At 68.8% G+C, this 20613-nt stretch carries 20 protein-coding genes and 1 pseudogene; 7 read left to right on the forward strand and 14 right to left on the reverse strand.

Going from position 1 to position 20613, the window contains the following annotated elements; translation table 11 throughout:
- Genes ACFPJ1_RS11180 through ACFPJ1_RS11195 form a run of 4 tightly spaced genes read right to left on the reverse strand, consistent with a single transcriptional unit; the run spans position 1 to position 5191 of the window.
- On the reverse strand, positions 1-2061 hold the full coding sequence (locus tag ACFPJ1_RS11180; RefSeq protein WP_380103462.1) for an ABC transporter ATP-binding protein: 2061 nt from the start codon (positions 2059-2061) through the stop codon (positions 1-3).
- Positions 2058-3791, reverse strand: coding sequence for an ABC transporter ATP-binding protein (locus ACFPJ1_RS11185; protein WP_380103463.1), 1734 nt, complete (start codon positions 3789-3791; stop codon positions 2058-2060). The genes ACFPJ1_RS11180 and ACFPJ1_RS11185 overlap by 4 nt, the downstream gene beginning before the upstream one ends.
- A complete protein-coding gene (locus ACFPJ1_RS11190; RefSeq protein ID WP_380103464.1) occupies positions 3791-4393 on the reverse strand; it encodes a TetR/AcrR family transcriptional regulator in 603 nt (200 codons plus the stop codon). The genes ACFPJ1_RS11185 and ACFPJ1_RS11190 overlap by 1 nt, the downstream gene beginning before the upstream one ends.
- Before the next feature lie 42 nt (positions 4394-4435).
- Positions 4436-5191 (reverse strand): TetR/AcrR family transcriptional regulator, encoded by a 756-nt coding sequence (locus tag ACFPJ1_RS11195; protein ID WP_380103465.1) that lies wholly within the window; start codon positions 5189-5191, stop codon positions 4436-4438.
- A 178-nt stretch (positions 5192-5369) separates the two neighbouring features.
- Here ACFPJ1_RS11195 and ACFPJ1_RS11200 point away from each other — a divergent pair, with 178 nt between their 5' ends.
- The 3 genes from ACFPJ1_RS11200 (at position 5370) to ACFPJ1_RS11210 (ending at position 11555) form a co-directional block, all read left to right on the forward strand.
- Positions 5370-7250 carry an ABC transporter ATP-binding protein gene (locus ACFPJ1_RS11200; RefSeq protein ID WP_380103570.1) on the forward strand — a complete coding sequence of 627 codons (1881 nt, stop codon included), beginning with the start codon at positions 5370-5372 and terminating at the stop codon, positions 7248-7250.
- Between the two features lie 163 nt (positions 7251-7413).
- Positions 7414-10248, forward strand: coding sequence for a DEAD/DEAH box helicase (locus ACFPJ1_RS11205; RefSeq protein WP_380103466.1), 2835 nt, complete (start codon positions 7414-7416; stop codon positions 10246-10248).
- Positions 10245-11555, forward strand: coding sequence for an SWIM zinc finger family protein (locus ACFPJ1_RS11210; RefSeq protein ID WP_380103467.1), 1311 nt, complete (start codon positions 10245-10247; stop codon positions 11553-11555). The genes ACFPJ1_RS11205 and ACFPJ1_RS11210 overlap by 4 nt, the downstream gene beginning before the upstream one ends.
- A gap of 10 nt (positions 11556-11565) precedes the next feature.
- On the opposite strand, the gene ACFPJ1_RS11215 is transcribed toward ACFPJ1_RS11210, so the two are convergent.
- On the reverse strand, positions 11566-12459 hold the full coding sequence (locus tag ACFPJ1_RS11215) for an RNA polymerase sigma-70 factor (RefSeq protein WP_380103468.1): 894 nt from the start codon (positions 12457-12459) through the stop codon (positions 11566-11568).
- Positions 12460-12686: 227 nt separating this feature from the next.
- Between ACFPJ1_RS11215 and ACFPJ1_RS11220 the strand changes: the two genes are divergently transcribed.
- Together ACFPJ1_RS11220 and ACFPJ1_RS11225 are read left to right on the forward strand one after the other, a co-directional pair.
- Positions 12687-13172 (forward strand): carboxymuconolactone decarboxylase family protein, encoded by a 486-nt coding sequence (locus tag ACFPJ1_RS11220; protein WP_380103469.1) that lies wholly within the window; start codon positions 12687-12689, stop codon positions 13170-13172.
- A gap of 140 nt (positions 13173-13312) precedes the next feature.
- Positions 13313-13750, forward strand: a complete 438-nt coding sequence (locus ACFPJ1_RS11225) for an SRPBCC family protein (protein ID WP_380103470.1) — start codon at positions 13313-13315, stop codon at positions 13748-13750.
- Positions 13751-13847: 97 nt separating this feature from the next.
- Here the strand turns inward: ACFPJ1_RS11225 and ACFPJ1_RS11230 are convergent, their stop codons facing one another.
- From ACFPJ1_RS11230 to ACFPJ1_RS11260, 7 genes are all read right to left on the reverse strand, one after another.
- The gene (locus ACFPJ1_RS11230; RefSeq protein WP_380103471.1) at positions 13848-14408 is read right to left on the reverse strand and encodes a hypothetical protein; all 561 of its coding nucleotides are present in this window, start codon (positions 14406-14408) and stop codon (positions 13848-13850) included.
- A gap of 154 nt (positions 14409-14562) precedes the next feature.
- The gene (locus ACFPJ1_RS11235) at positions 14563-14703 is read right to left on the reverse strand and encodes a hypothetical protein (RefSeq protein WP_380103472.1); all 141 of its coding nucleotides are present in this window, start codon (positions 14701-14703) and stop codon (positions 14563-14565) included.
- Between the two features lie 110 nt (positions 14704-14813).
- Entirely contained in the window at positions 14814-15128 is a 315-nt protein-coding gene (locus ACFPJ1_RS11240) for a hypothetical protein (RefSeq protein ID WP_380103473.1), read from the reverse strand.
- A 53-nt stretch (positions 15129-15181) separates the two neighbouring features.
- The gene (locus ACFPJ1_RS11245; RefSeq protein ID WP_380103475.1) at positions 15182-16018 is read right to left on the reverse strand and encodes a universal stress protein; all 837 of its coding nucleotides are present in this window, start codon (positions 16016-16018) and stop codon (positions 15182-15184) included.
- A complete protein-coding gene (locus ACFPJ1_RS11250; protein WP_380103476.1) occupies positions 16015-16965 on the reverse strand; it encodes a universal stress protein in 951 nt (316 codons plus the stop codon). The genes ACFPJ1_RS11245 and ACFPJ1_RS11250 overlap by 4 nt, the downstream gene beginning before the upstream one ends.
- A 198-nt stretch (positions 16966-17163) precedes the next feature.
- Entirely contained in the window at positions 17164-18582 is a 1419-nt protein-coding gene (locus tag ACFPJ1_RS11255; RefSeq protein ID WP_380103477.1) for a dihydrolipoyl dehydrogenase family protein, read from the reverse strand.
- Between the two features lie 46 nt (positions 18583-18628).
- Positions 18629-19072, reverse strand: a complete 444-nt coding sequence (locus ACFPJ1_RS11260; RefSeq protein ID WP_380103478.1) for a VOC family protein — start codon at positions 19070-19072, stop codon at positions 18629-18631.
- 231 nt (positions 19073-19303) lie between these two features.
- On the opposite strand from ACFPJ1_RS11260, the pseudogene ACFPJ1_RS11265 reads away from it, so the two are divergent.
- Both ACFPJ1_RS11265 and ACFPJ1_RS11270 read left to right on the forward strand, forming a co-directional pair.
- Positions 19304-19438 (forward strand): annotated as a pseudogene (locus ACFPJ1_RS11265) (cupin domain-containing protein); the annotation flags it as partial.
- Between the two features lie 74 nt (positions 19439-19512).
- Positions 19513-19659, forward strand: coding sequence for a hypothetical protein (locus tag ACFPJ1_RS11270; RefSeq protein WP_380103571.1), 147 nt, complete (start codon positions 19513-19515; stop codon positions 19657-19659).
- On the opposite strand, the gene ACFPJ1_RS11275 is transcribed toward ACFPJ1_RS11270, so the two are convergent.
- Positions 19638-20420, reverse strand: coding sequence for an aminoglycoside 6-adenylyltransferase (locus ACFPJ1_RS11275; RefSeq protein ID WP_380103480.1), 783 nt, complete (start codon positions 20418-20420; stop codon positions 19638-19640). The two genes, ACFPJ1_RS11270 and ACFPJ1_RS11275, sit on opposite strands and share 22 nt — an antisense overlap.
- Positions 20421-20441: 21 nt before the next feature.
- Entirely contained in the window at positions 20442-20609 is a 168-nt protein-coding gene (locus ACFPJ1_RS11280) for a hypothetical protein (RefSeq protein WP_380103481.1), read from the reverse strand.
- Between the last annotated feature and the right edge of the window lie 4 nt (positions 20610-20613).

Here is a 20613-nt window from a genome sequence, read left to right on the forward strand (position 1 = left end):
TCAGGCCGGGGCCGTGACGCCTTCCTCCTCGTCGACGCCGGTGAGGGCGCCGCTGAACTGGGCGTTGTAGAGGCGCGCGTAGGCGCCGTCGACCGCCAGCAGCTGCTGGTGGTTGCCCTGCTCGACGATCGAGCCGTTCTCCATCACCAGGATCAGGTCCGCGTCGCGGATGGTGGACAGCCGGTGCGCGATCACGAAGCTGGTCCGGTCCGACCGCAGTGCCGCCATCGCCCGCTGCACCAGGACCTCGGTCCGGGTGTCGACGGAGCTGGTCGCCTCGTCGAGGATCAGCAGTTGCGGATCGGCCAGGAACGCCCGGGCGATGGTGAGCAGCTGCTTCTCACCAGCGCTGACGTTGCTGCCCTCCTCGTCGATCACCGTGTCGTACCCGTCCGGCAGGCTATGCACGAACCGGTCCACGTACGTCGCCTTCGCCGCCGCGAGCATGTCCTCCTCGGTCGCCTTCAGGTTCCCGTACATGAGGTTGTCGCGGATCGTGCCGCCGAACAGCCAGGTGTCCTGCAGCACCATGCCGATCCGGGCGCGCAGGTCGTGCCGGGTCAGCTCGGTGATGTCCACGCCGTCGAGCGTGATCCGGCCGCCCTTCAGCTCGTAGAACCGCATGATCAGGTTGACCAGGGTGGTCTTGCCGGCCCCGGTCGGGCCGACGATCGCGACCGTCTGACCTGGTTCGGCGACCAGGCTCAGGTCGGTGATCAGCGGCTTGTCCTCGGTGTAGGAGAACGACACGTGCTCGAACTCCACCCGGCCGCGCGACTCCAGCACCTTCGCCGGCGTCGCATCGTCCGGCACCTGCTCGGTCGCGTCCAGTACCTCGAACACCCGCTCAGCCGAGGCGACCCCCGACTGCAGCAGGTTCGCCATCGAGGCCACCTGGGTGAGCGGCTGGGTGAACTGGCGGGAGTACTGGATGAAGGCCTGGACGTCACCCAGCGACATCGTGCCGGAGGCGACCCGCAGACCGCCGATCACCGCGATCACCACGTAGTTCAGGTTCCCGATGAACATCATCGACGGCATGATCAGGCCGGAGATGAACTGCGCGCCGAAGGAGGCCTGGTAGAGCTCCTCGTTCTTCTTCGCGAAGCTCTCCTCGATCTCCTTCTGCCGGCCGAACACCTTGACCAGCTCGTGGCCGGTGAAGGCCTCCTCGATCTGGCCGTTCAGCGCTCCGGTGTGCCGCCACTGGGCGACGAACCGGGTCTGCGAGCGCTTGGCGATCGCCGCCGTCAGCACCATCGAGACCGGGATCGTGACGAGGGCGATCAGCGCGAGCTCCGGCGAGATCACGAACATCAACGTGACCACGCCGATCACCGTCAGCAGGGAGGTGAGCAGCTGGCTCAGCGTCTGCTGCAGGCTGGTCGAGATGTTGTCGATGTCGTTGGTGACCCGGCTGAGCAGCTCACCGCGCGGCGCGCCGTCGAAGTAGCTCAGCGGGAGCCGGTTGAGCTTGTCCTCGACCTCGGAGCGCAGCTCGTAGACGGTCCGCTGGACGATGCCGTTGAGAATGTAACCCTGCATCCAGGACAGGAAGAACGACCCGACGTAGAGGGCCAGCACCAGCATCAGGACGTTGCGCAGGGCATCGAAGTCGATGCCGACGCCCGGGATCAGATCGATCCCGCCGAGCAGGTCGGCGAGCCGGCCGTTGCCGGCCGCGCGGGTCTGCTCGATCACCTGCTCCTTGCTCACCCCGCTCGGCAGCCGCTTGCCGATCGCGCCGGCGAAGATGATGTCGGTGGCACGGCCGAGGATCTTCGGGCCGAGCACGGCCAGCGAGACGCTGCCGATCGCCAGCAGGACCACCGCGCCGACCTGTACCCGGTGCGGGCGCAACCGGCGCAGCAGTCGCTTCGCCGACGGCCCGAAGTTCATCGATTTGTCGCCGGGGATGCCGCCGGGCGGGCCGAACGCACGCCCGGTCGTCGGCCGCTCGGTGGCCTTCACCGTCGCCGCTGCCTCACCACCTTCGGCGGGCGCGGCGGCCTGGCCGTTGACCGAGGCCGCGGCGGGCGGCGTCTGCTTCTCGTCGCTCATGCTGCTTCCTCCGCGGACCGCTGGGACTCGACGATCTCGACGTACGTCGGACAGGTCTCGAGTAGTTCGTCATGGGTACCCTTGCCGACGACCGCGCCGTCCTCGACCACCACGATCTGGTCGGCGTCGATGATCGTCGACACCCGTTGCGCCACGATGACCACACACGCGTCGGCCGTCACCGGTGCGAGCGCGGCCCGCAGCCTGGCGTCGGTGGACAGGTCGAGCGCCGAGAACGAGTCGTCGAACAGGTAGATCTCCGGCTTGCGCACCAGTGCCCGGGCGATCGCCAGTCGCTGCCGCTGACCGCCGGACACGTTCGTGCCGCCTTGGGAGATCGGCGCGTCCAGCCCTTCGGCCATCGCCTGGACGAAGCCGCGGCCCTGCGCGATCTCCAGCGCCTCCCACAACTCCTCGTCGGTGGCGTCGGGGTTGCCGTAGCGCAGGTTGCTCGCGACCGTCCCGGAGAACAGGTACGGCCGCTGCGGCACCAGGCCGATCCGCTCCCAAAGGGCGTCCGGCTCGATGTCGCGCACGTCGATACCGTCCACGAGCACTCGGCCCTCGGTGGCGTCGAACAACCTCGGCACCAGCGACAGCAGCGTGGTCTTACCCGCGCCGGTGCTGCCGATGATGGCGGTCGTCCTGCCTGGGGACGCGGTGAAGGTGATGTCCCGCAGTACGGGCTCGGCAGCCCCGGGGTACTGGAAGCCGGCGTGTTCAAAGGCGAGTTCGCCGCGGCCGACGAAGTCCTTGATCGGGGTGACCGGCGGCCGCACCGAGGACTCGGTGCCGAGCACCTCGGTGATCCGGTCCGCGCAGACCGTGGCCCGCGGCACCATGATCATCACGAAGGTCGCCATCATCACCGAGAACAGGATCTGGATCAGGTAGCTGATGAAGGCGGTCAGCGCGCCGACCTCCATCGCCCCGCTCTCCACCCGGGAGGCGCCGAACCAGAGCACCGCCACGGTGGACATGTTCAGGATCAGCATCACCACCGGGAACACCAGCGCCATCAGCCGGCCGGCCCGGATCGCGGTGTCGGTGACGTTGGTGTTCGCTTCGGCGAACCGCTCCACCTCGTGCGGCTCGCGGACGAAGGCGCGGACCACCCGGATACCGGTGATCTGCTCGCGCAGGACCCGGTTGACCGAGTCGATGTTCACCTGCATCTTGCGGAACTGCGGCACCATCCGGCTGGCGATCAGGCCGATCGACGCCGCCAGTAACGGTACGGCGACCGCCACCAACCAGGACAGCCCGACGTCCTCGCGGACCGCCATGAAGATGCCGCCGACCATGGTGATCGGGGCGGCGACCAGCATCGTGCAGGTCGTCACCACCAGCATCTGCACCTGGGTCACGTCGTTGGTGCTGCGCGAGATCAGCGTCGGCGCGCCGAACTGGTTCACCTCGCGGGCGGAGAACTCGCCGACCCGGTGGAAGACCGCGGCCCGGACGTCGCGGCCGAACAGCGCTGCCGTCTTGGCGCCGAAGTACACCGCGGCGATGGTGCAGACGATCTGCACCACGCTGACGCCGAGCATCCAGCCGCCGGTGCGGACGATGTAGGCGGTGTCGCCCTGGGCCACACCGTTGTCGATGATGTCCGCGTTCAGGCTGGGCAGGTAGAGGGAGGCGATCGTCCCGATCAGTTGCAGGACGACGACCATGGACAGGTTGCCGGCGTACGGACGCAGGTGCGTACGCAACAGGCGAAGCAGCATCAGTGGTCCCCAGGTTCGTGTTTGCGGACACCGTCGAGCGCGAAGTCGACGATCTCCTCGGCGGTCAGCGGCCGACCGTCCGAGATCATTGGGTGGGTAGCGGAGAAGGTGATCAGCCGCAGCCGGCGGGCGACCTCCTCCGCGGAGTGGCGCAGCAGGTGCTCGTCGGGTCTGATCAGGGCGACGAAGGCCTCGGTACTGCGCTGCTCGTCGGCCTTGCGGCGAGCTTCGTCCTCCGGATCGGACTTCCAGTCCGGCGGACGCTGCATCCGCAGCGCGATGAAGAGCTTGAAGACCCGGGCCAACCGGACCTGGCTCACGTCGATGGCGGCGATCAGCCGCTCCCGCAGCGGCAGGGTGGTGTCGATCGCCTCGAGCTCCTTGATCAGCGGGCTGGGCTCGAACGCGGTCCTGATCGCGGCATCGATCAGGGCCTCCTTGTTGCCGAACGCGCGGAAGATCGTGCCTTCGGCCACCCCCGCCGCCTCGGCGATCTGCCGGGTGCTCACGTCCCGGCCGTACCGCTCCAGCAACGGCAGCGTCGCGGCGACCAGCGCGGCGCGCCGTTCGTCGGGGGGTAGCGGTGTCGCTCGTGGGCTCACTTGATCGAGGTTAACTGAGTGAGTACTCACTCACAACTGCATTCACCGGCTCCGCAGCAGCGCGGCGATTCCGTCGAGCACCCGGGCGAGGCCGAACTCGAAGCTGTGTTCGGAGTCGTACGGCGCGTCGAACTCCTGGCCGACGGTGGATCCGACCCGGGCGGCGAGCGGGAACTTCGCGGCGTCGCCGATCTTCTCCAGCAGCGGCTCGTGCGCCAGCCACCACTGCTTGTCGGTGATCCCGGAGCGCTGGATCACCTGAGCGGCCTCGATCGCGCTGCGCACCGCGCCGTGGACGTAGCCGTTCACCAGGGCGATGGCGGCGTCCATCTCCACATCGGTCAGGCCGATCCCCTCGACGGACCTGAGCTCGTACTCGTACTTCGCCATCAGGTTCGGGCCGAGCGGCGGCCGGCTGGTGGCGACCTGGAGCAGCCACGGGTGGTTCAGGTAGAGCCGGCGGTTCTCCCGGGCGACCTCGTCCAGCTTGGCCCGCCAATCGCCGTCCACCTCGCGCCGGGGCAGTTCGCCGTACACGGTGTCGAGCATGACGTCGATCAGTTCGCCCTTGCCGGGGACGTAGCGGTAGAGGGTCATCGCGCCGACGCCGAGCTCGTCGGCGACCCGGCGCATCGACATCGCCGCGAGTCCTTCAGCATCGGCGATCTTCAGCCCCGCCTCGACGATCGCGTCGACGGTGAGCGCCGGTTTCGGTCCGCGCGTGGGCCGCGACTGCAGTCCCCAGAGCAGTTCCAGGCTCTTGGCGGGGTCACCGCTGCCGCTGTACTCCTGATTCATGTGCGCGATTCTCCCGGATTGGCTACACTCGACGGCTTATCCCGTACAGCGTACTCAGTAAAGGCGTGAGCTTGACCTCTAGCAACGTTGAGGTTCTACGTTCGGAAAGTGTCGGTGGTCCGCGGGACCATCGCTCTACGTTGGCCAACCTAGCTGGAGTGTCGCCGTGAGTATGGAAATGACCGCGTGGACGTCGATGTACCACGCGATGCACGCCCAGGACGAGAAGCGTCCGTTCTCCCGCGCGACGCTGAAACGCATCCTCGCCTTCGCCCGGCCGCACAAGCGCTACCTGATCGCGTTCCTGGTGCTCAGCGTCGTCGGCGCCGCGCTGGCGGTGGCTACGCCGGTGCTGGCCGGGCAGGTGGTGAACGCGATCGTCGCGGGTGACGACTTCAGCCTGGTGCTGCGGTTGGCGATCCTGATCGCGCTGATCGCGGTCGCGGAGGCGGGGCTCGGGCTGATCACTCGCTGGCTGTCGTCGAGCATCGGCGAAGGGCTGATCCTCGATCTGCGCACGGCCGTGTTCGACCACATCCAGAAGATGCCGATCGCCTTCTTCACCCGGACCCGGACCGGCGCGCTGGTCTCCCGGCTGAACAACGACGTGATCGGCGCCCAGCGGGCCTTCAGTGACACGCTGTCCGGCGTCGTCAGCAACCTGGTCATGCTGGTGCTGACTCTGGTCGTGATGCTGGGCGTGTCCTGGCAGATCACCTTGCTGGCGCTGGTCCTCCTGCCGGTGTTCGTGATCCCCGCGCGGCGGATCGGCAACCGGCTGGCCGGCCTGCAGCGGGAGGCCGCCGACTACAACGCCACCATGAGCACGCAGATGACCGAGCGGTTCTCGGCGCCCGGCGCGACGCTGGTGAAGCTGTTCGGGCGGCCCGTGCGTGAGTCGAACGAGTTCGCCGTCCGGGCTCGCCGGGTGCGCGACATCGGCGTACGGACCGCGATGGTGCAGTGGGTGTTCGTCACCTCGCTGACCCTGGTTTCGGCCCTGGCTCTCGCCGTCGTCTACGGCCTCGGTGGCTTCTACGCGCTGCGCGACCAGCTGGACGCGGGTGCCGTGGTGTCGATGGCCTTGCTGCTGACCCGGCTGTACTCCCCCTTGACCGCGCTGGCGAGTGCGCGGCTCGAGGTGATGACCGCGCTGGTCAGCTTCGAGCGCGTCTTCGAGGTGCTCGATCTGGAACCGCTGATCAAGGACAAGCCGGACGCGGAGACGGTGCCGGCCGGTCCGGTGTCGGTCGAGTTTTCGAACGTCAGGTTCGCCTACCCGTCGGCGGACAAGGTGTCGCTGGCCTCGCTGGAAGAGGTCGCGAAGCTCGACACGCGTGGCGGCGTCGAGGTGCTGCACGACGTCTCGTTCCGTGCGGAGGCCGGGCAGATGGTCGCGCTCGTCGGTTCATCCGGGGCCGGGAAGTCGACCATCGCGCAGTTGATCCCCCGCCTGTACGACGTGGACTCGGGCGCGGTGCGGCTCGCGGGGGTCGACGTGCGGGACCTGTCGGCGGAGTCGTTGCGGGACACGCTCGGCATGGTCACTCAGGACGGGCATCTCTTCCACGACTCGATCCGCGAGAACCTGCTGCTCGCTCGGCCGGAGGCCAGTGAGCAGGATCTGTGGGAAGCACTCACTCGGGCGCGGCTCGGTGACCTGATCCGGTCGTTGCCCGATCAGCTGGAGACGGTCGTGGGTGAGCGCGGGTACCGGCTGTCGGGTGGTGAGCGGCAGCGGCTGACGATCGCGCGGCTGCTGCTGGCTCAGCCGCGCGTGGTGATCCTGGACGAGGCGACCGCCTCGCTCGACTCGACGTCGGAGGCGGCAGTGCAGGCTGCTCTGGGTGAGGCGCTAGTGGGGCGGACGGCCGTGGTGATCGCGCACCGGCTCTCCACGATCCGCGCCGCCGACCAGATCCTCGTGATCGAGGACGGCCGCATCGTCGAGCAAGGCACCCACACCGAGCTCCTCGCCGCCGCGGGTCGCTACGAGGAGCTCCACCGGACCCAGTTCGAGCAGAAGGACAAAGGCGAGGTCACGGTCGGGGCGCCCTGATGAGTACGACTAGGTAGGAGTCGTTCGAGCAGGCCTGAGGGTCGTTGGTGCAGGTGCTCGGATCCGTGCAGGTGCTCGGGTCGGTGCAGGTGCCGGGGTCCGTGCAGGTGCCGGGGTCGGTGCTGGTGCTGGGGTCGTTGGTGCGGGTTGAATCACGGAGGGTGTGGAGTTGGTAGCGACGGTGCACACGGGGGCGCTGGCCGGTCTGGCAGCGGTGTTCGTTCCGGCGGATCCTCCGCGGGATGGTCGGATCGCTTTCTGGGATCCGGTTGGGGGTGAGCTACCGCTCGGGGTCGGCGAGCAGACGTCCCGCGACCTGGTCGTCAACGGCCCCGGCGGTGTGGACCTCCGATCGGTCCGGATGATCGAGTTGCCCGTCGACGAGGCTGTCCCGATTCTCGGCCGAGCCCGGACAGCACCGCAGTCCCACCCCGCCGCAGCGTTCTGGGGCGCAGCTTCTCTCATCGCCCTCCAGTTGGTGGCCCGAGGTCGGCTGCTACCCGGCGTCTCCCCCGCCGGCCACGACGCTTGGCGAATCGGTCCGCTGGATACCCCGGACATCGAGAGAATCCTTACCCTCGCCGAATCCATCCCCCCAGAAGCCCGAGCCCTCCCACTCCCCCACCCACCAACCAACAGCTCGGCGACCTCGACCGACAGCGTGTGGTTGCCGGTGGGTGAGGAGTTGGTGCGGGGGTTTCTGGATGCGGTGGCTGATGGGATGCCTCGGTCGCCGGCGGCCGCCAAGGCTCATGGGACACCGCTGTTCACAGCGAAAGCTCCTCAGCAGGCCTCGCGGTTGCGGTCGTGGGCCGACGAGGTCTCTGCCGGACTCGACACCGGCGTACGGATCTCGCTGCGGGTCGAGTCGTTCGAGGCGGCCGAGTCGCTCGGCTTCCGCGTTGCCGTGCAGTTGCACAGCCTGAACGACCCGACGCTGGTGCGTGACGCCGCCGATGTCTGGGCGGAGGACGTCAGCGGCTTCGGTCCGAGGGCCCGTATCGACGCGACCTTGGCGATCCGTCGAGCCGCCCGGGTCTGGTCGCCGTTGGCCCGCCTGCTCGACTCCGCAGTACCGGACGGGATGGAGCTGTCCGACGAGGAGGTCGCCGGGCTGTTGGTGACCGGTGCGCAACGGTTGACTTCCGCCGGAGTCGACCTGCACTGGCCGCGGAGCCTCGGTCGCGAACTGACCGCGCGGGCCGCGATCACCTCCGCCGACGGACCACCGTCAGACATGCCGAAGTTCTTCGGCGGCGGTGCGACCCTGGACTTCAGCTGGCAGGTTGCCCTGGGCAATGACCCGCTGACCGAGGCCGAGATGGACAAGCTGGCCGAGGCGACCAGACCGGTGGTTCGGCTGCGGGACCAGTGGATGCTGATCGATCCCGAGCTGGCCCGCAAGGCCCGCGAGCGGGTGCTCAAACCGGTGACGGCGATCGATGCCCTGAGCGCAGCGCTGACCGGCACGGCCGAGCTGGACGGCCGGCAGATCACGGTCACGCCGACCCGCTGGCTCGACGACCTCCGCGCGAAGATCGCGGACCCGGACCGTTCGGACGAACTGGTCGAGGCACCTGCCGCCTTGCACGGCACCCTGCGCGACTACCAGATGCGCGGTCTCCAGTGGTTGGTCCGGATGACCTCGCTCGGGCTCGGCGGTTGCCTGGCCGACGACATGGGCCTCGGCAAGACGATCACGCTCATCTCGTTGCACCTTCATCGCCAGCAGGCTGCCGAGACCTCCGGACCGACCTTGGTCGTCTGTCCCGCTTCCCTGCTGGGGAACTGGGAGCGCGAGGTCCAGCGGTTCGCCCCCGGCACTGCGGTAAGCCGGTTCCACGGTTCCGGGCGCTCCCTCGACGGGGCCGACACCGGGTTCGTCCTCACGACGTACGGGACTCTGCGGAGGGACGCGGCCACGCTTGCCGAACACCGTTGGGCGCTGCTGGTTGCCGATGAGGCGCAGCACGTGAAGAACCCGACGTCTGGCACGGCGAAGGCGCTTCGTGCGGTGCCGGCGCAGGCGCGGGTCGCGTTGACCGGCACACCCGTCGAGAACAACCTGTCCGAGCTCTGGGCGATCCTCGACTGGACGACGCCGGGGCTGCTCGGGCGGCTCGGGACGTTCCGCAGCCGCTGGGCCACACCGATCGAGGCGGACAAGGACGAGGAGGTCGCCGAGCGGCTCGCGAAGCTGGTCCGGCCGTTCCTGCTGCGCCGCAAGAAGTCCGATCCGGGCATCGCGCCGGAGCTTCCACCCAAGACCGAGACCGATCAAGCGGTGTCACTGACCCGCGAGCAGGCCGTGCTCTACGAGGCGACTGTCCGGGAACTGCTCGACGCGGTGGCGGCGAGCGATCAGATGGCGCGTCGCGGGCTGATCGTGAAACTGCTGACCGGGCTGAAGCAGATCTGCAACCACCCGGTGCAGTACCTCAAGGAGCCCGAGGGCGCGCGCCTCGCCGGGCGGTCCGGCAAGCTCGAACTCCTCGACGAACTACTCGCCACGATCGTCGCCGAGGACGGTGCGGTGCTCGTCTTCACGCAGTACGTCGCGATGGCGCGGCTGCTCGAGCGGCATCTCGCCGACCGCGGCATCGGCACCCAGTTGCTGCACGGCGGGACACCGGTCCGCAAGCGGGAGGAGATGGTGGAGCGGTTCCAGGCCGGGGAGGTACCGGTGTTCCTGCTCTCGCTGAAGGCGGCCGGGACCGGGCTCAACCTGACCCGCGCGGACCACGTCGTGCACTACGACCGCTGGTGGAACCCGGCCGTCGAGGACCAGGCGACGGACCGGGCGTATCGGATCGGCCAGACCCGGCCGGTGCAGGTGCACCGGTTGATTGCCGAGGGCACCATCGAGGACCGGATCGCCGCGATGCTCAGCAGCAAACGCGAACTCGCCGACGCCGTCCTGACCGCGGGAGAAGCCGCCCTCACCGAACTCACCGACAGCGAGCTGGCCGATCTGGTCGAGCTGCGGGGTGCCCGATGAGTGGCGAGGAGGCTCGCGGGTTCCCGGCGTTCCCTGCGTCGGCCGGCCGCCGCAGTACTCGTGGGAAGTCGTGGTGGGGACGCGCGTGGGTGCAGGCGCTGGAAGACACGTCGCTCGACTCCGACCAACTGCGGAAGGGCCGCCGTACCGCGAACTCGGGCCAGGTCGGCACCATCACCATCAGCCCCGGACGGATCGCCGCGACGGTCTACTCACCGGACGACACGTACGACGCGGTGGTGCTGGTCGATCAGCTGAGCGACGACGACTGGCGGCTGTTCCTCGACCAGGTGGCCGCCCGCGCCGGTCACATCGCAGCTCTGCTCGACGGCGAGATGCCGCACGAGCTGGTGGAGGCGGCCGCCGATGCCGGAGTGCCGTTGCTGCCGGGCATCGGGGAGCTCGATCCCTCGTGCACCTGCGACAGCTGGGAACTCCCCTGCCAGCACGCAGCCGGCCTCAGCTATCAAACCGGCTGGCTTCTGGACGAAGACCCGTTCGTGCTGCTGCTGATCCGCGGCCGGTCGCGAGAAGCCCTGCTCGAAGACCTCCAGCACCGCGCTGCTGCGGGCGGCGGATCTGCCTCGGTCGGCGGGAGGGCGTCGAGCGCCAGCGGGTCGAGCTCCGGCGTCGGCGGGTCGGGCTCTCGGGGTGCGGGGGTGTTGGCTGCTGCGGTGTTCGAGCAGGTGCCTGGTGCGTTGCCTGAGGTGCCGGTAGTGCCAGGGAAGGTCGCGCTGGATGATCTGGTCGTCAGCGGGACAGAGCCGGTGCCTGGGCTGCAGGCGTCGCTTTTGCCGCTCCTGGTGCTCGATGCGGCTCGGCGAGCACGCGCTCAGCTCCGTGCTTTGCTGTCCGGTGCTCCTGATCCGTGGGTGCTCGACGAGTGGCAGGACGCCGTCCGTCTTGCCACCGACTACCCCTTGCTTTTGGATCGCCTTGCCGCAGCGACTGGGAAGGCCGCGGACCTCGCGCGCGGCGTACAGGCGTGGTCGTACGGCGGGGCGCCGGGGCTCGACGTACTCGAACACACGTGGAACCCGGACCCGGGCGACCTGGCGAGAGCCCGTACCGAACTCCAGGCGGCCGCGGAGGAGGACCTCGAGATCACCACCGAGCACAACCGGCTGACGACCTCAGGCGCTGTCGTCTGCCAGGTGCGCCTTGACCGGATGGGCCGCTGGCACCCGTACCGCCTGGTCGACAACACCTGGATTCCGGCGGCTCCCGCGGACCGAGACCCGACCACCGCCCTCGCAGTACCGGAACCGCTCGCCGAAGACATCCCTGACAACGCGAGCGACAAGTGACAGGACGCGCTCAGCGGCGCAGGGAGGTCTCCTTCTCCATGTGCGACAGCTTCTCGGGATTTCGCACGGCGTAGAGCCCGGTGATCAGGCCGTCGTCCATGCGCAAGGCTGTGACCGTATCGATCTCGCCATTGAACCGGAGGATCAGCGCGGGGTAGCCGTTGACTTGCGCAAGCTCTAGTGACGCCTCGGCCATCCTGGGCAGCCCGACGGCCATCACGCGGGCCACCTTGTCGGCTCCCACAATGGGCGACACGGCGGCCTGAACGACTCCGCCTCCATCGCCCAGCAGCACGACATCCGGCGCGAGGATGTCGAACAGGCGTTGCATGTCACCCGTTTCGACCGCCCACTGGAACGCCGCGAGCGCTTTCCGGGTCTCGGCCGCGGAAACGGCTCCGCGGGGTCGGCGCTCCGCTACGTGTGCCCTGGCCCGGTGTGCGATCTGGCGGACCGCGGCCGGGGTCTTGTCGACGGCTTCCGCGATCTCATCGTAGGCCAGCGCGAACACCTCGCGGAGTACGAACACCGCCCGCTCGGTCGGCGCGAGTGTCTCCAGCACCAGCAGCATCGCCATCGAGACGCTGTCGGCCAGCTCGACGTCCTCGGCCACGTCGGGCGTGGTGAGCAGCGGCTCGGGCAACCAGGGGCCGACGTACGACTCCTTGCGGCGGCCGAGCGTTCGCAGCCGGAGGAGCGCCTGGCGGGTGGTGATCTGGACCAGGTAGGCACGCTGAGCCTGCACGGTGTCGAGATCAACGCCCGCCCACCGCAGCCAGGTCTCCTGCAGGACGTCCTCCGCGTCGACCGCGGACCCGAGCATCTCGTAGGCGACGGTGAACAGGAGGTTGCGGTGGGCAAGGAACGCCTCAGTCGCGGGGTCCGGGCGGTTGTCCTGGCTCATGCTTGTCCCCCGATCCTCGGGCGCGGTCTGCGACGTGCCGGCAAGGGGTCCTCCACTTCACTCTCGACTGTGGCATCCATCAGACACCGGTCCCGGTCGTTTTGTGACACCTCGAGGCAGACACCTCTTATGGCGCACGTCACGTGGACCGTGGTGTCACAAGGATCGGGTCGCCGGCATCTCGTGTTCGTTCAATGCCACCCGACACCACGAATGAGGACGAAGTCATGAGCGCTCGATTCAACATGTTCGACAACGAGCTCGCCGCCAAGATCGGCAAGCGGTTGGCCAACACCAGCCTGGTGATCGATCAGTCGTCGCTGCCCAAGGCCACGCAGGAACTGGTGAGTCTGCGCGCCAGCCAGATCAACGGCTGCGGTTTCTGCGTCGACATGCACACCAAGGAGGCCGCGGCCGCCGGTGAACCCCCGGTCCGGATCAACATGGTCGCCGCGTGGCGCGAGGCCACCGTGTTCACCGACGCGGAGCGGGCCGCGCTGGCGCTCGCCGAGGAGGGCACGCGGCTCGCCGACACCCACCAAGGCGTGTCCGACGAGACCTGGGCCCACGTGCGCAAGCACTACGACGACGACCAGATCGTCGCCCTGGTCGCGCTGGTCGCCCTGATCAACGCCGCCAACCGGATGAACGTGATCGTCCGCAACCCGGCGGGCTCCTACGAGCCCGGTATGTTCGCCGCCCTGACGAGCTGATCGTCAGGCGACACCCGGCTCGGCCCAGGATCACCCGATCCGGGCGAGGGCCGTGGGACTCAAGGCGCGACCACGGCAACCAGCCGTCCGTACTGCGTGGCGCGGCCGGTACTGGGCTGGGGATTGGGTACTGGCTGGGGATGAGCGAGAACGACTGTTTGGTGCGGGCTTCGGTGGCGGACGTGTTCGCGGTACTGGGTGATGGGTGGAGTTACGCGGCCTGGGTGGTGGGGGCCTCGCGGATCCGGGAGGTGGAGGCGGGGTGGCCGGAGGCTGGGCGTCGCATTCACCATTCTGTCGGGGCTTGGCCGCTGCTGCTCGACGACAGGACGACCGCCGAGGAGTACGAGCCGCTGCGGTTCCTTCGGCTGAAGGTGCGCGCCTGGCCGACCGGCGAGGGGCAGGTGGAGTTCGAGGCGACGGATCAGGCCGGCCAATGTCACCTGGTGATGCGGGAGAAGGCCCTCAACGGACCGGCCGCGCTGATCCCCGAGGCCGTCGCCGACCCGATCCTGCACGCCCGCAACGACGAGACCCTCCGGCGGCTGGCTCTACTGGCCGAGGGCCGTAGGCGCTGATCTCCCGCGCGAGCCTGAGACCAAGTCGGTCGAAACCACCGACAGCGGCCGGATATCCGGCCGCTGTCGGTGCTCATTGCTGTCGTGCTCGCGGCTGTTATCGCAGCCACGGGTAGCGGCGGACGATGTCGAGGTTGTTCCAGCGGTCCGCCAGGCCCCACGTGCGGCCCGCGGCGAGCAGGGCGAGAGTCACCAGGGTGATGGCGCCGATGATGTGGTCGTCGATCAGCGGGTTGGTCGTCGGCGGCAGAGCGGCGCTCCACATCATCAGGTACAGAACGGTTCCCGCGACAGCCGTGAGCCGCAGCGCGACACCGAGGATCAGGGCGAGACCGATCCCGGCCAGTCCGATCATGAACAGCGGAGAGACCCAGAAGTCACCGGCCAACGAGTGGTAGAACCCGGCGAACGGACCTTCGGCCCCCTTGAGGAATCCGGCGGTCGGGTTGCCGCCGTCGAGCCAGCCCTTGCCGGACTTGGTGGCGAAGCCGAGTCCAAAGACCTTGTCGACGAAGGCCCACAGGAAGGTGAATCCGTACGCGATCCGTAGTACGGCGACCGCACGGCCGGCGGCGACGCCGAGGTTCGGCGCGGTGCCGGTAGCTGCCGACATCCCGGTGGAGACCGGGCTGTCGTGGCGGTTGGGGGTGAGAGTCATGATCGCTCCTTCAGATTCGCTGGGACACCTCGAATCCTGCGGCCGGCAGCGCCCTGGCAGCAGGGCCCGTAGTCACCGGCGAGGGTGCCAAAAGCCCTGCCTGCTCGGGACCGACGCCTACTGCGGAGACCCTGGACGCCCGGATGAACGCGAATCAGCCGGTTGGCGGGTTGGGGGATTCGGCTCGGTGTTTGATGCCGAGCAGGCACTTGCGCATCATCGGGAAGTCGAACGGCTCCGCGAGAAGCAGGCTGAACAGGATCTCCGGATGCGTCCAGCGATAGTGACTGCGCACCCTTGTCAGCAGTCTGCTGGAGGACGGACCCACAGGCTCGAGGGCCCACAGCCAGGTCGTGTAGCCGCCCTTGTCTCCCCACAGCAACCACCGGCCTGGGACGAGACCTGTTACGTACAGGCCTCCCCCGCCGGGCCCCAGGGGCACCAGATCGCCGAGACGGAGATGCTGCAACGACGACAGGATCTCACCGCGCCCTTGCGGCCGACGGTGTCGAGCAGGTCGTAGCTGTACCAGCCGGCCCTGTTGAAGCCGAGCTGGACGATCCACGGCCACACGTCCGCCGGTGGTGCGTCGATCGTCACCGCTCGCGTCGCCGCGAAGGTGGGCTCGTCCACGATCTCGTCCCCCGGCAGCGTGGCGTCGACCTCGGCGTCCGTGGATCCCCAGCGCAGATGCCATGGCCGGTACAGCCGGCTGAACACCGCGGCACCCACCGCCAGCCCGCTAGCGACCCCAACTCGGCCCCTGGTGACCGTCATCGGCGTCGTCGCACGATCGCGACCGGGCAGTCCGCCACCGCGACCACCCGGTCCGCGACCTGGTCGTCGGCCGACGGCGTCCCCGCGTGTGCGCCGACCACCAGCAGACCGACTTCGCGAGCCTTGTGGACCAAGGCCGCCAGCACCGGGCGACAGGTGAGATACCGGGTCACCAGCACCTGGGGATAGTCCGTCGAGGGATCGAGCACGGCGGCGTCGAACTCCGCCCGTCGCGCGCGAGCCCCAGCTGGAGACGAGTGCCGTGGAGCCGCATGGACCGCAACCAGGTTGCCGCCGCGGTCGGCGGCCGCCCGGAAGGCGTACTCGACCGCGGCCGAGGACAGCGCCGTACCGTCGATCCCGACAGCGACGTCCCGTACGGCGGGGGCCAGCTTCCACGAGCCTGGTACGACGACCACCGGGCAACTGCTCCGCCGAGCGAGGAGAATGTTGCACTTGGCAATGAGTAGGCGCTCCGGTCCGCGGCGCCGGGGGCGTCTGACCACCAGCAGGCGGGCATCGCGGGCCGCCTCGGACAGCACCTTCGCCCGGGTCCCCTCTCTGCAGACCACCGCCGGCTTCAGGGCACGGCCGACCTGTCGGCGTACGTGGGCAACTGCGATCCGGAGGAACTCCCCAGACCGCTCCGCCGGCGGCCAAGGTTGCCGTGCCGAGTCAGCCGGGAGGTCCGGATCGTGGGCCGGACGCGATGCCACCAGCACCAGCTCCGCGCCACCCCGGATCGCCTCCGTGCACGCATAGTCGAGCACTCGCAGTCCTTCAGCGGATCCGTCGACCTCGACGACCACCGCCCCGCCCCGCGTGCTCGTCACAAGATCTGCTCATGGGACTCAGGATGGTGCACAACCGCGACCGGGCAGACCGCATGCTGCAGAACGCCCCGGGCGACCGAACCGAGCACCACGACGGACAGCCGGGGACGATGACGTCCGCCGAGTACGACGATCTGGGCCTGAACCTCCTGAGCCGCTTCCAGCACACCATCCACCGGGTGAGCACGCCGGATGTCGAGGTGGAGGTCGAGCTCGGGGTACTTGCGGCGCCACCGATCGACCACCAGCTCGAAGTGCCGCTGCACAGCATCCGCCCAATCATCTTCTTGGGTCGTGGCGTCGGTGGCAGGGTCCCAGCCGTAGACGGCGGGTATGTCCCAGACGTGTACGAGCCGCAGCGGCACGTTGCGTTCGACGGCGGCCTCCGCCGCGAACTCGATCGCCGGATCGTTCTCGCTGGAGTCGTCCAGAGCGACCATCACCGGGCTGCGACTCGGTGCAGGCGGCCAGCCGGACGGGACTACGACCACCGGCGCGTCGCCGAGGTTAGCGGCCGCCTCCGAGGTGGATCCGAGCAGCAGTCGCTTGAACGTCCCGGTGCCACGTCGCCCGACCACGAGCATCCGGCTCCCCGAGGCCAGCCGGGTCAGACTCACCGCCGGTGAACCAGCCACCAGATCGGCGCGGTGGTCGAGGTCGTCCCCGGTACTCCGCATCCGCTGCCGGACGTCATCCACCAGATCCAGTTCTGTCTGCGCGATCTCGGCCGGCTCGTAGTACCGGGTGTGGTGCGTCTGCTCGATGATGTGCACGGCGCGGAGCGGTTCATTCCGCAGCAGGGACTCCTGCAGCGCCCACTCGAGCGCGCCCGCGGCACGCCAGGAGCCATCGATGCCGACGTGGATCACGGGTCGAACGGAAGCCCTTGCCGCCCCGCCGGCAGGTCGCTCCCTGGTGGTTGCGGCGACATCCGGCCGCTGGGTCATCGGGGCCACGGTGGTTCCTTCCGCTGCGAGAGTGGACTACCCCCCAACGTGTCCCGCCACCACGCCACCCAGGCAGAGGACGTGGTCACCTACCCGGGTGCCGAAAGACCCCAACTCGCGACCGATACCAGCTGCGATGAGGAATGCTGCAACGCACCGTGACCGCCGCCGACACCCAGTGACGGCTGAGGTCCGGCCTCAGGCTGGGCGGCCGTAGGTCTCCAGGAGACGGAGCCAGATCTCGTTGACCGTGGGATAGGCGGGTACGGCGTGCCAGAGGCGGTCGAGCGGGATCTCGGCGACGACGGCGAAGGTGGCGGCCTGGAGCAACTCGCTGACGTCGGGACCGACGAAGGTGACGCCGAGGATGACCTTGCGCCGCTCGTCGACCACCATGCGCGCAGTACCGCGGTAGCCGTCGGCGCGAACCTTCGCACCGGAGACCTGGCCGATCTCGTAGTCGACGACCCGGATGTCGTAGCCGGCTTCGCGGGCGGCCTCCGAGGTGAGGCCGACCGATGCGATCTCGGGCTCGGTGAATGTGACCTGCGGAACGGCCTGGTGGTCGGCGGTCGCCACGTGGGTGCCCCACGGAGCATCCGAGACGGGTGCACCGTTCGCGCGGGCCGCGATGACGTCACCGGCGGCGCGTGCCTGGTACTTGCCCTGGTGGGTGAGCAGCGCGCGATGGTTGACGTCGCCCGTCGCGTACAACCAGTCGAAGCCGCGGACGAGCATGGTGTCGTCGGTCTCCAGCCAGGAGCCGGGCTCGAGTCCGATCATTTCCAGGCCGACGTCACCGGTCCGCGGCGTGCGGCCGGTCGCCACCAGTACCTGCTCGGCCTCGACGGTGGCTCCGTTGCCGAGTTCGAGGACGACACCGTCCGCGGTACGGGTGACCTGGTTCGTCTTGGTGTCGAGCAAGACAGTGGCACCCTGCTCCCGGAGCGCCTCGGCCACTCGTTCACCGGCAAAGGGCTCCATGGTCGTGAGCAACCCGCTCCGCGAGATCACCGTGACCGCCGTACCGAAGCCGGCGAACGCGGTCGCCATCTCCACGGCGACGACGCCACCGCCGATGATCGCGAGGCTGTCCGGCACGGACTGAGTACTCGTCGCGTCCCGACTCGTCCACGGGCCGGCCTCTCGCAGGCCCGGGATATCCGGGACGAACGCGTCGGAACCGGTCGAGACGACGACAGCCTGGCGAGCGGTGAGCACGGTCGCGCTGCCGTCCCCGGCGGTCACGGTGACCTGCTTCGCAGCGGTGATCCGGCCGTGGCCGCGGACCAGCGAGATACCGGCGCTGTCGAGCCACTGGACCTGGCCGTCGTCCTTCCAGTTGCTGGTGAAAGAGTTCCGCCGGGCAAGCACGGCCTGGACGTCGAGCTCACCGGTCACCGCCTCGGCGGCGCCCGGGACTGCGCGCGCGGCGCGGAGTACCTGGGCAGAGCGAAGCAGGGCCTTCGACGGCATGCAGGCCCAGTAGGAGCACTCCCCGCCGACGAGTTCGCTCTCCACGATGACGACTGTCAGCCCGCCTCGGACGGCACGGTCGGCGACGTTCTCGCCGACCGCACCGGCACCCAGCACGATGACGTCGTACTCGTTCTCCATGCCCGACTCCTCGTTCCCTCTTGTCTCAGTGCTCATCCTTGTCCGGTCAGCGACCGGGAGCCCGGGTGACGACTTCCTGGAGGGTCCAGCCGTTGCCGTCCGGGTCGCTGAAGGACGCGAAAGAACCGTAGCTGGCGTGCTCGGGGTGCAGGCCGGAAACGCGGTTCGCCTCGCCGGAGTGGTGGAAGACGCCATCGGCGTCGTGCCAGATCTCGCTGACCTCCGCGCCGCGGGCCAGCAACTCTTCCCGGGCTGCTTCGATATCGGTGACGACGAGGTGCAGGCCCTGAGCCGAGCCGGGCTCGGCCGCCGACACGCCGTTGCCGAAGATGATCGAGGCCTCCGACCCCGGCGGCGTGACCTGCACGACCCGGAAGCTGTCGCCGACCGGGTAGTCGGCGTCCAGGCGGAAGCCGAGCTGCTCGTAGAAGGCCTTGGCCTTGTCGACGTCGCTGACCGGGATGACCAGTACTTCGAGCTTCAGATCCATGATGTGGTTCTCCTTGTTCCCTCGGTGGTCCAGCCACCGTAGGAACTTCGGCACCACCCCCGCGCCCGTCACATGACGCCATCCCTGTACGTCACTCACCCCCTGTAGGTCGCTCACCCCGCCGCCGGCTCACCGGACGGCCAGGTCGAGTCTGCTGACGGGTGGCGCCGCGCGAGGTGTTCTCGAACGCACACCGATTGATCCTGCGTGCACGGTGCGCCGGCCGGCGAGATGACACCACTCCACCTGCATACCCGGTACGAGGAACGGTTCTGGGTCGTCTCGGGCGCCCTGACCGTGTGGGCCGGGGACCAAGTGGTGAAGCTGCGGTCCGGCGATTTCCACGCGATCCCGATCAACGTGCCACACGCGGTCAGAAGCGGGCCGGAGGGTTTCATGCCCTGCACATCTCGTCACCGGCCGGCTTCGCCGAGCTGGTCATGCGCACCGGGACTCCGGCGCATCTGGCGACGCCGGAGACCGAGCTCGACCTGGAACTCTTCATGGCGGTGACCACCGAACTCGGCGATGTCGTGCTCGGCCCGCCCGGGACGCTCCCGGCCGACTACGAGAACTCGCGCAAGTAGGCGAGAGCTGTTTCCTCGGCATCGGTACGCCGCTCGACGTCCCCGCGCAGTTCCTGGTACAGCCGGACCGTTGCCCACAACGCCCGCAGGCAGTCGGCGCGGTCCGGCATGGCCACGGTCTCGCGCAGCGCCGGGACGTGCTCGGGAGCGATCTGCTCGATCCTCCGGACGCCCGACGGCTTCGCCACCCTGTCGCCGATCACCAACGGGGCCAGCGCCGAGCCGCGCATGTCTGCCAGCGCGTCCACGGCCTCGAAGAGCTCGCCCCGCCCGATCTTGACCGTGACGTAGTGGACCCAGACCCAGAACCGGTCCTCGATCCACTGCGGATCCGTACGCGGCCAGGTCGCCGATCGTTGCTTAAGGCGTGCTTGGACGCTGCTATCGCGGTCCCAGAGCACCAGACCGTCCTCGACCCGGTGGTCGAGGTCGGCCAGCGTGACGAACTTGAAGTCGACGTGCCGCGGCGCCGGGCCGTAGAGCGTGATCAGCAGCCGCGGCTCACCGACATGCTCCCCGGTGAAGGCCGCGAGCAACGGTCCCACCTTCGCGGCGAAGTCCGGCGCCTCGGCGAGCACTGCCCGGTGATCGGCCTCCGTCGGCGACACCAGGACCAGATCGAGGTCGGAGTACTTGTCCGCGGTACCGGTCACCACCGACCCGCCGGCGATCACCCCGACGAGCCGCGGATCCTGCTCCGCCGCGGCAAGGATCGCGGGCGCGAGATCACTGAACTGCTCTGGTATCAAGGAGCCCTCCATCTGGTTGTCCGAACTCAATCCTCACACCCCTTGGTCGACGTGTTGTTCGAGGAGGTCGGCCGCGTGTTCCGCGCCGTCCTCGGCTCGCAGTACTGCGCCGAAGGCGCGGGCCTGGGCGGCATGCTCCTCGTCCAGGACCTGGGACAGCGCTCTCGTCAGGCGATCGCGGGTCAGGCTGCGGAACGGCATCGTC

This window comes from Kribbella qitaiheensis (genome assembly GCF_042657745.1).
Classification (GTDB): domain Bacteria; phylum Actinomycetota; class Actinomycetes; order Propionibacteriales; family Kribbellaceae; genus Kribbella; species Kribbella qitaiheensis.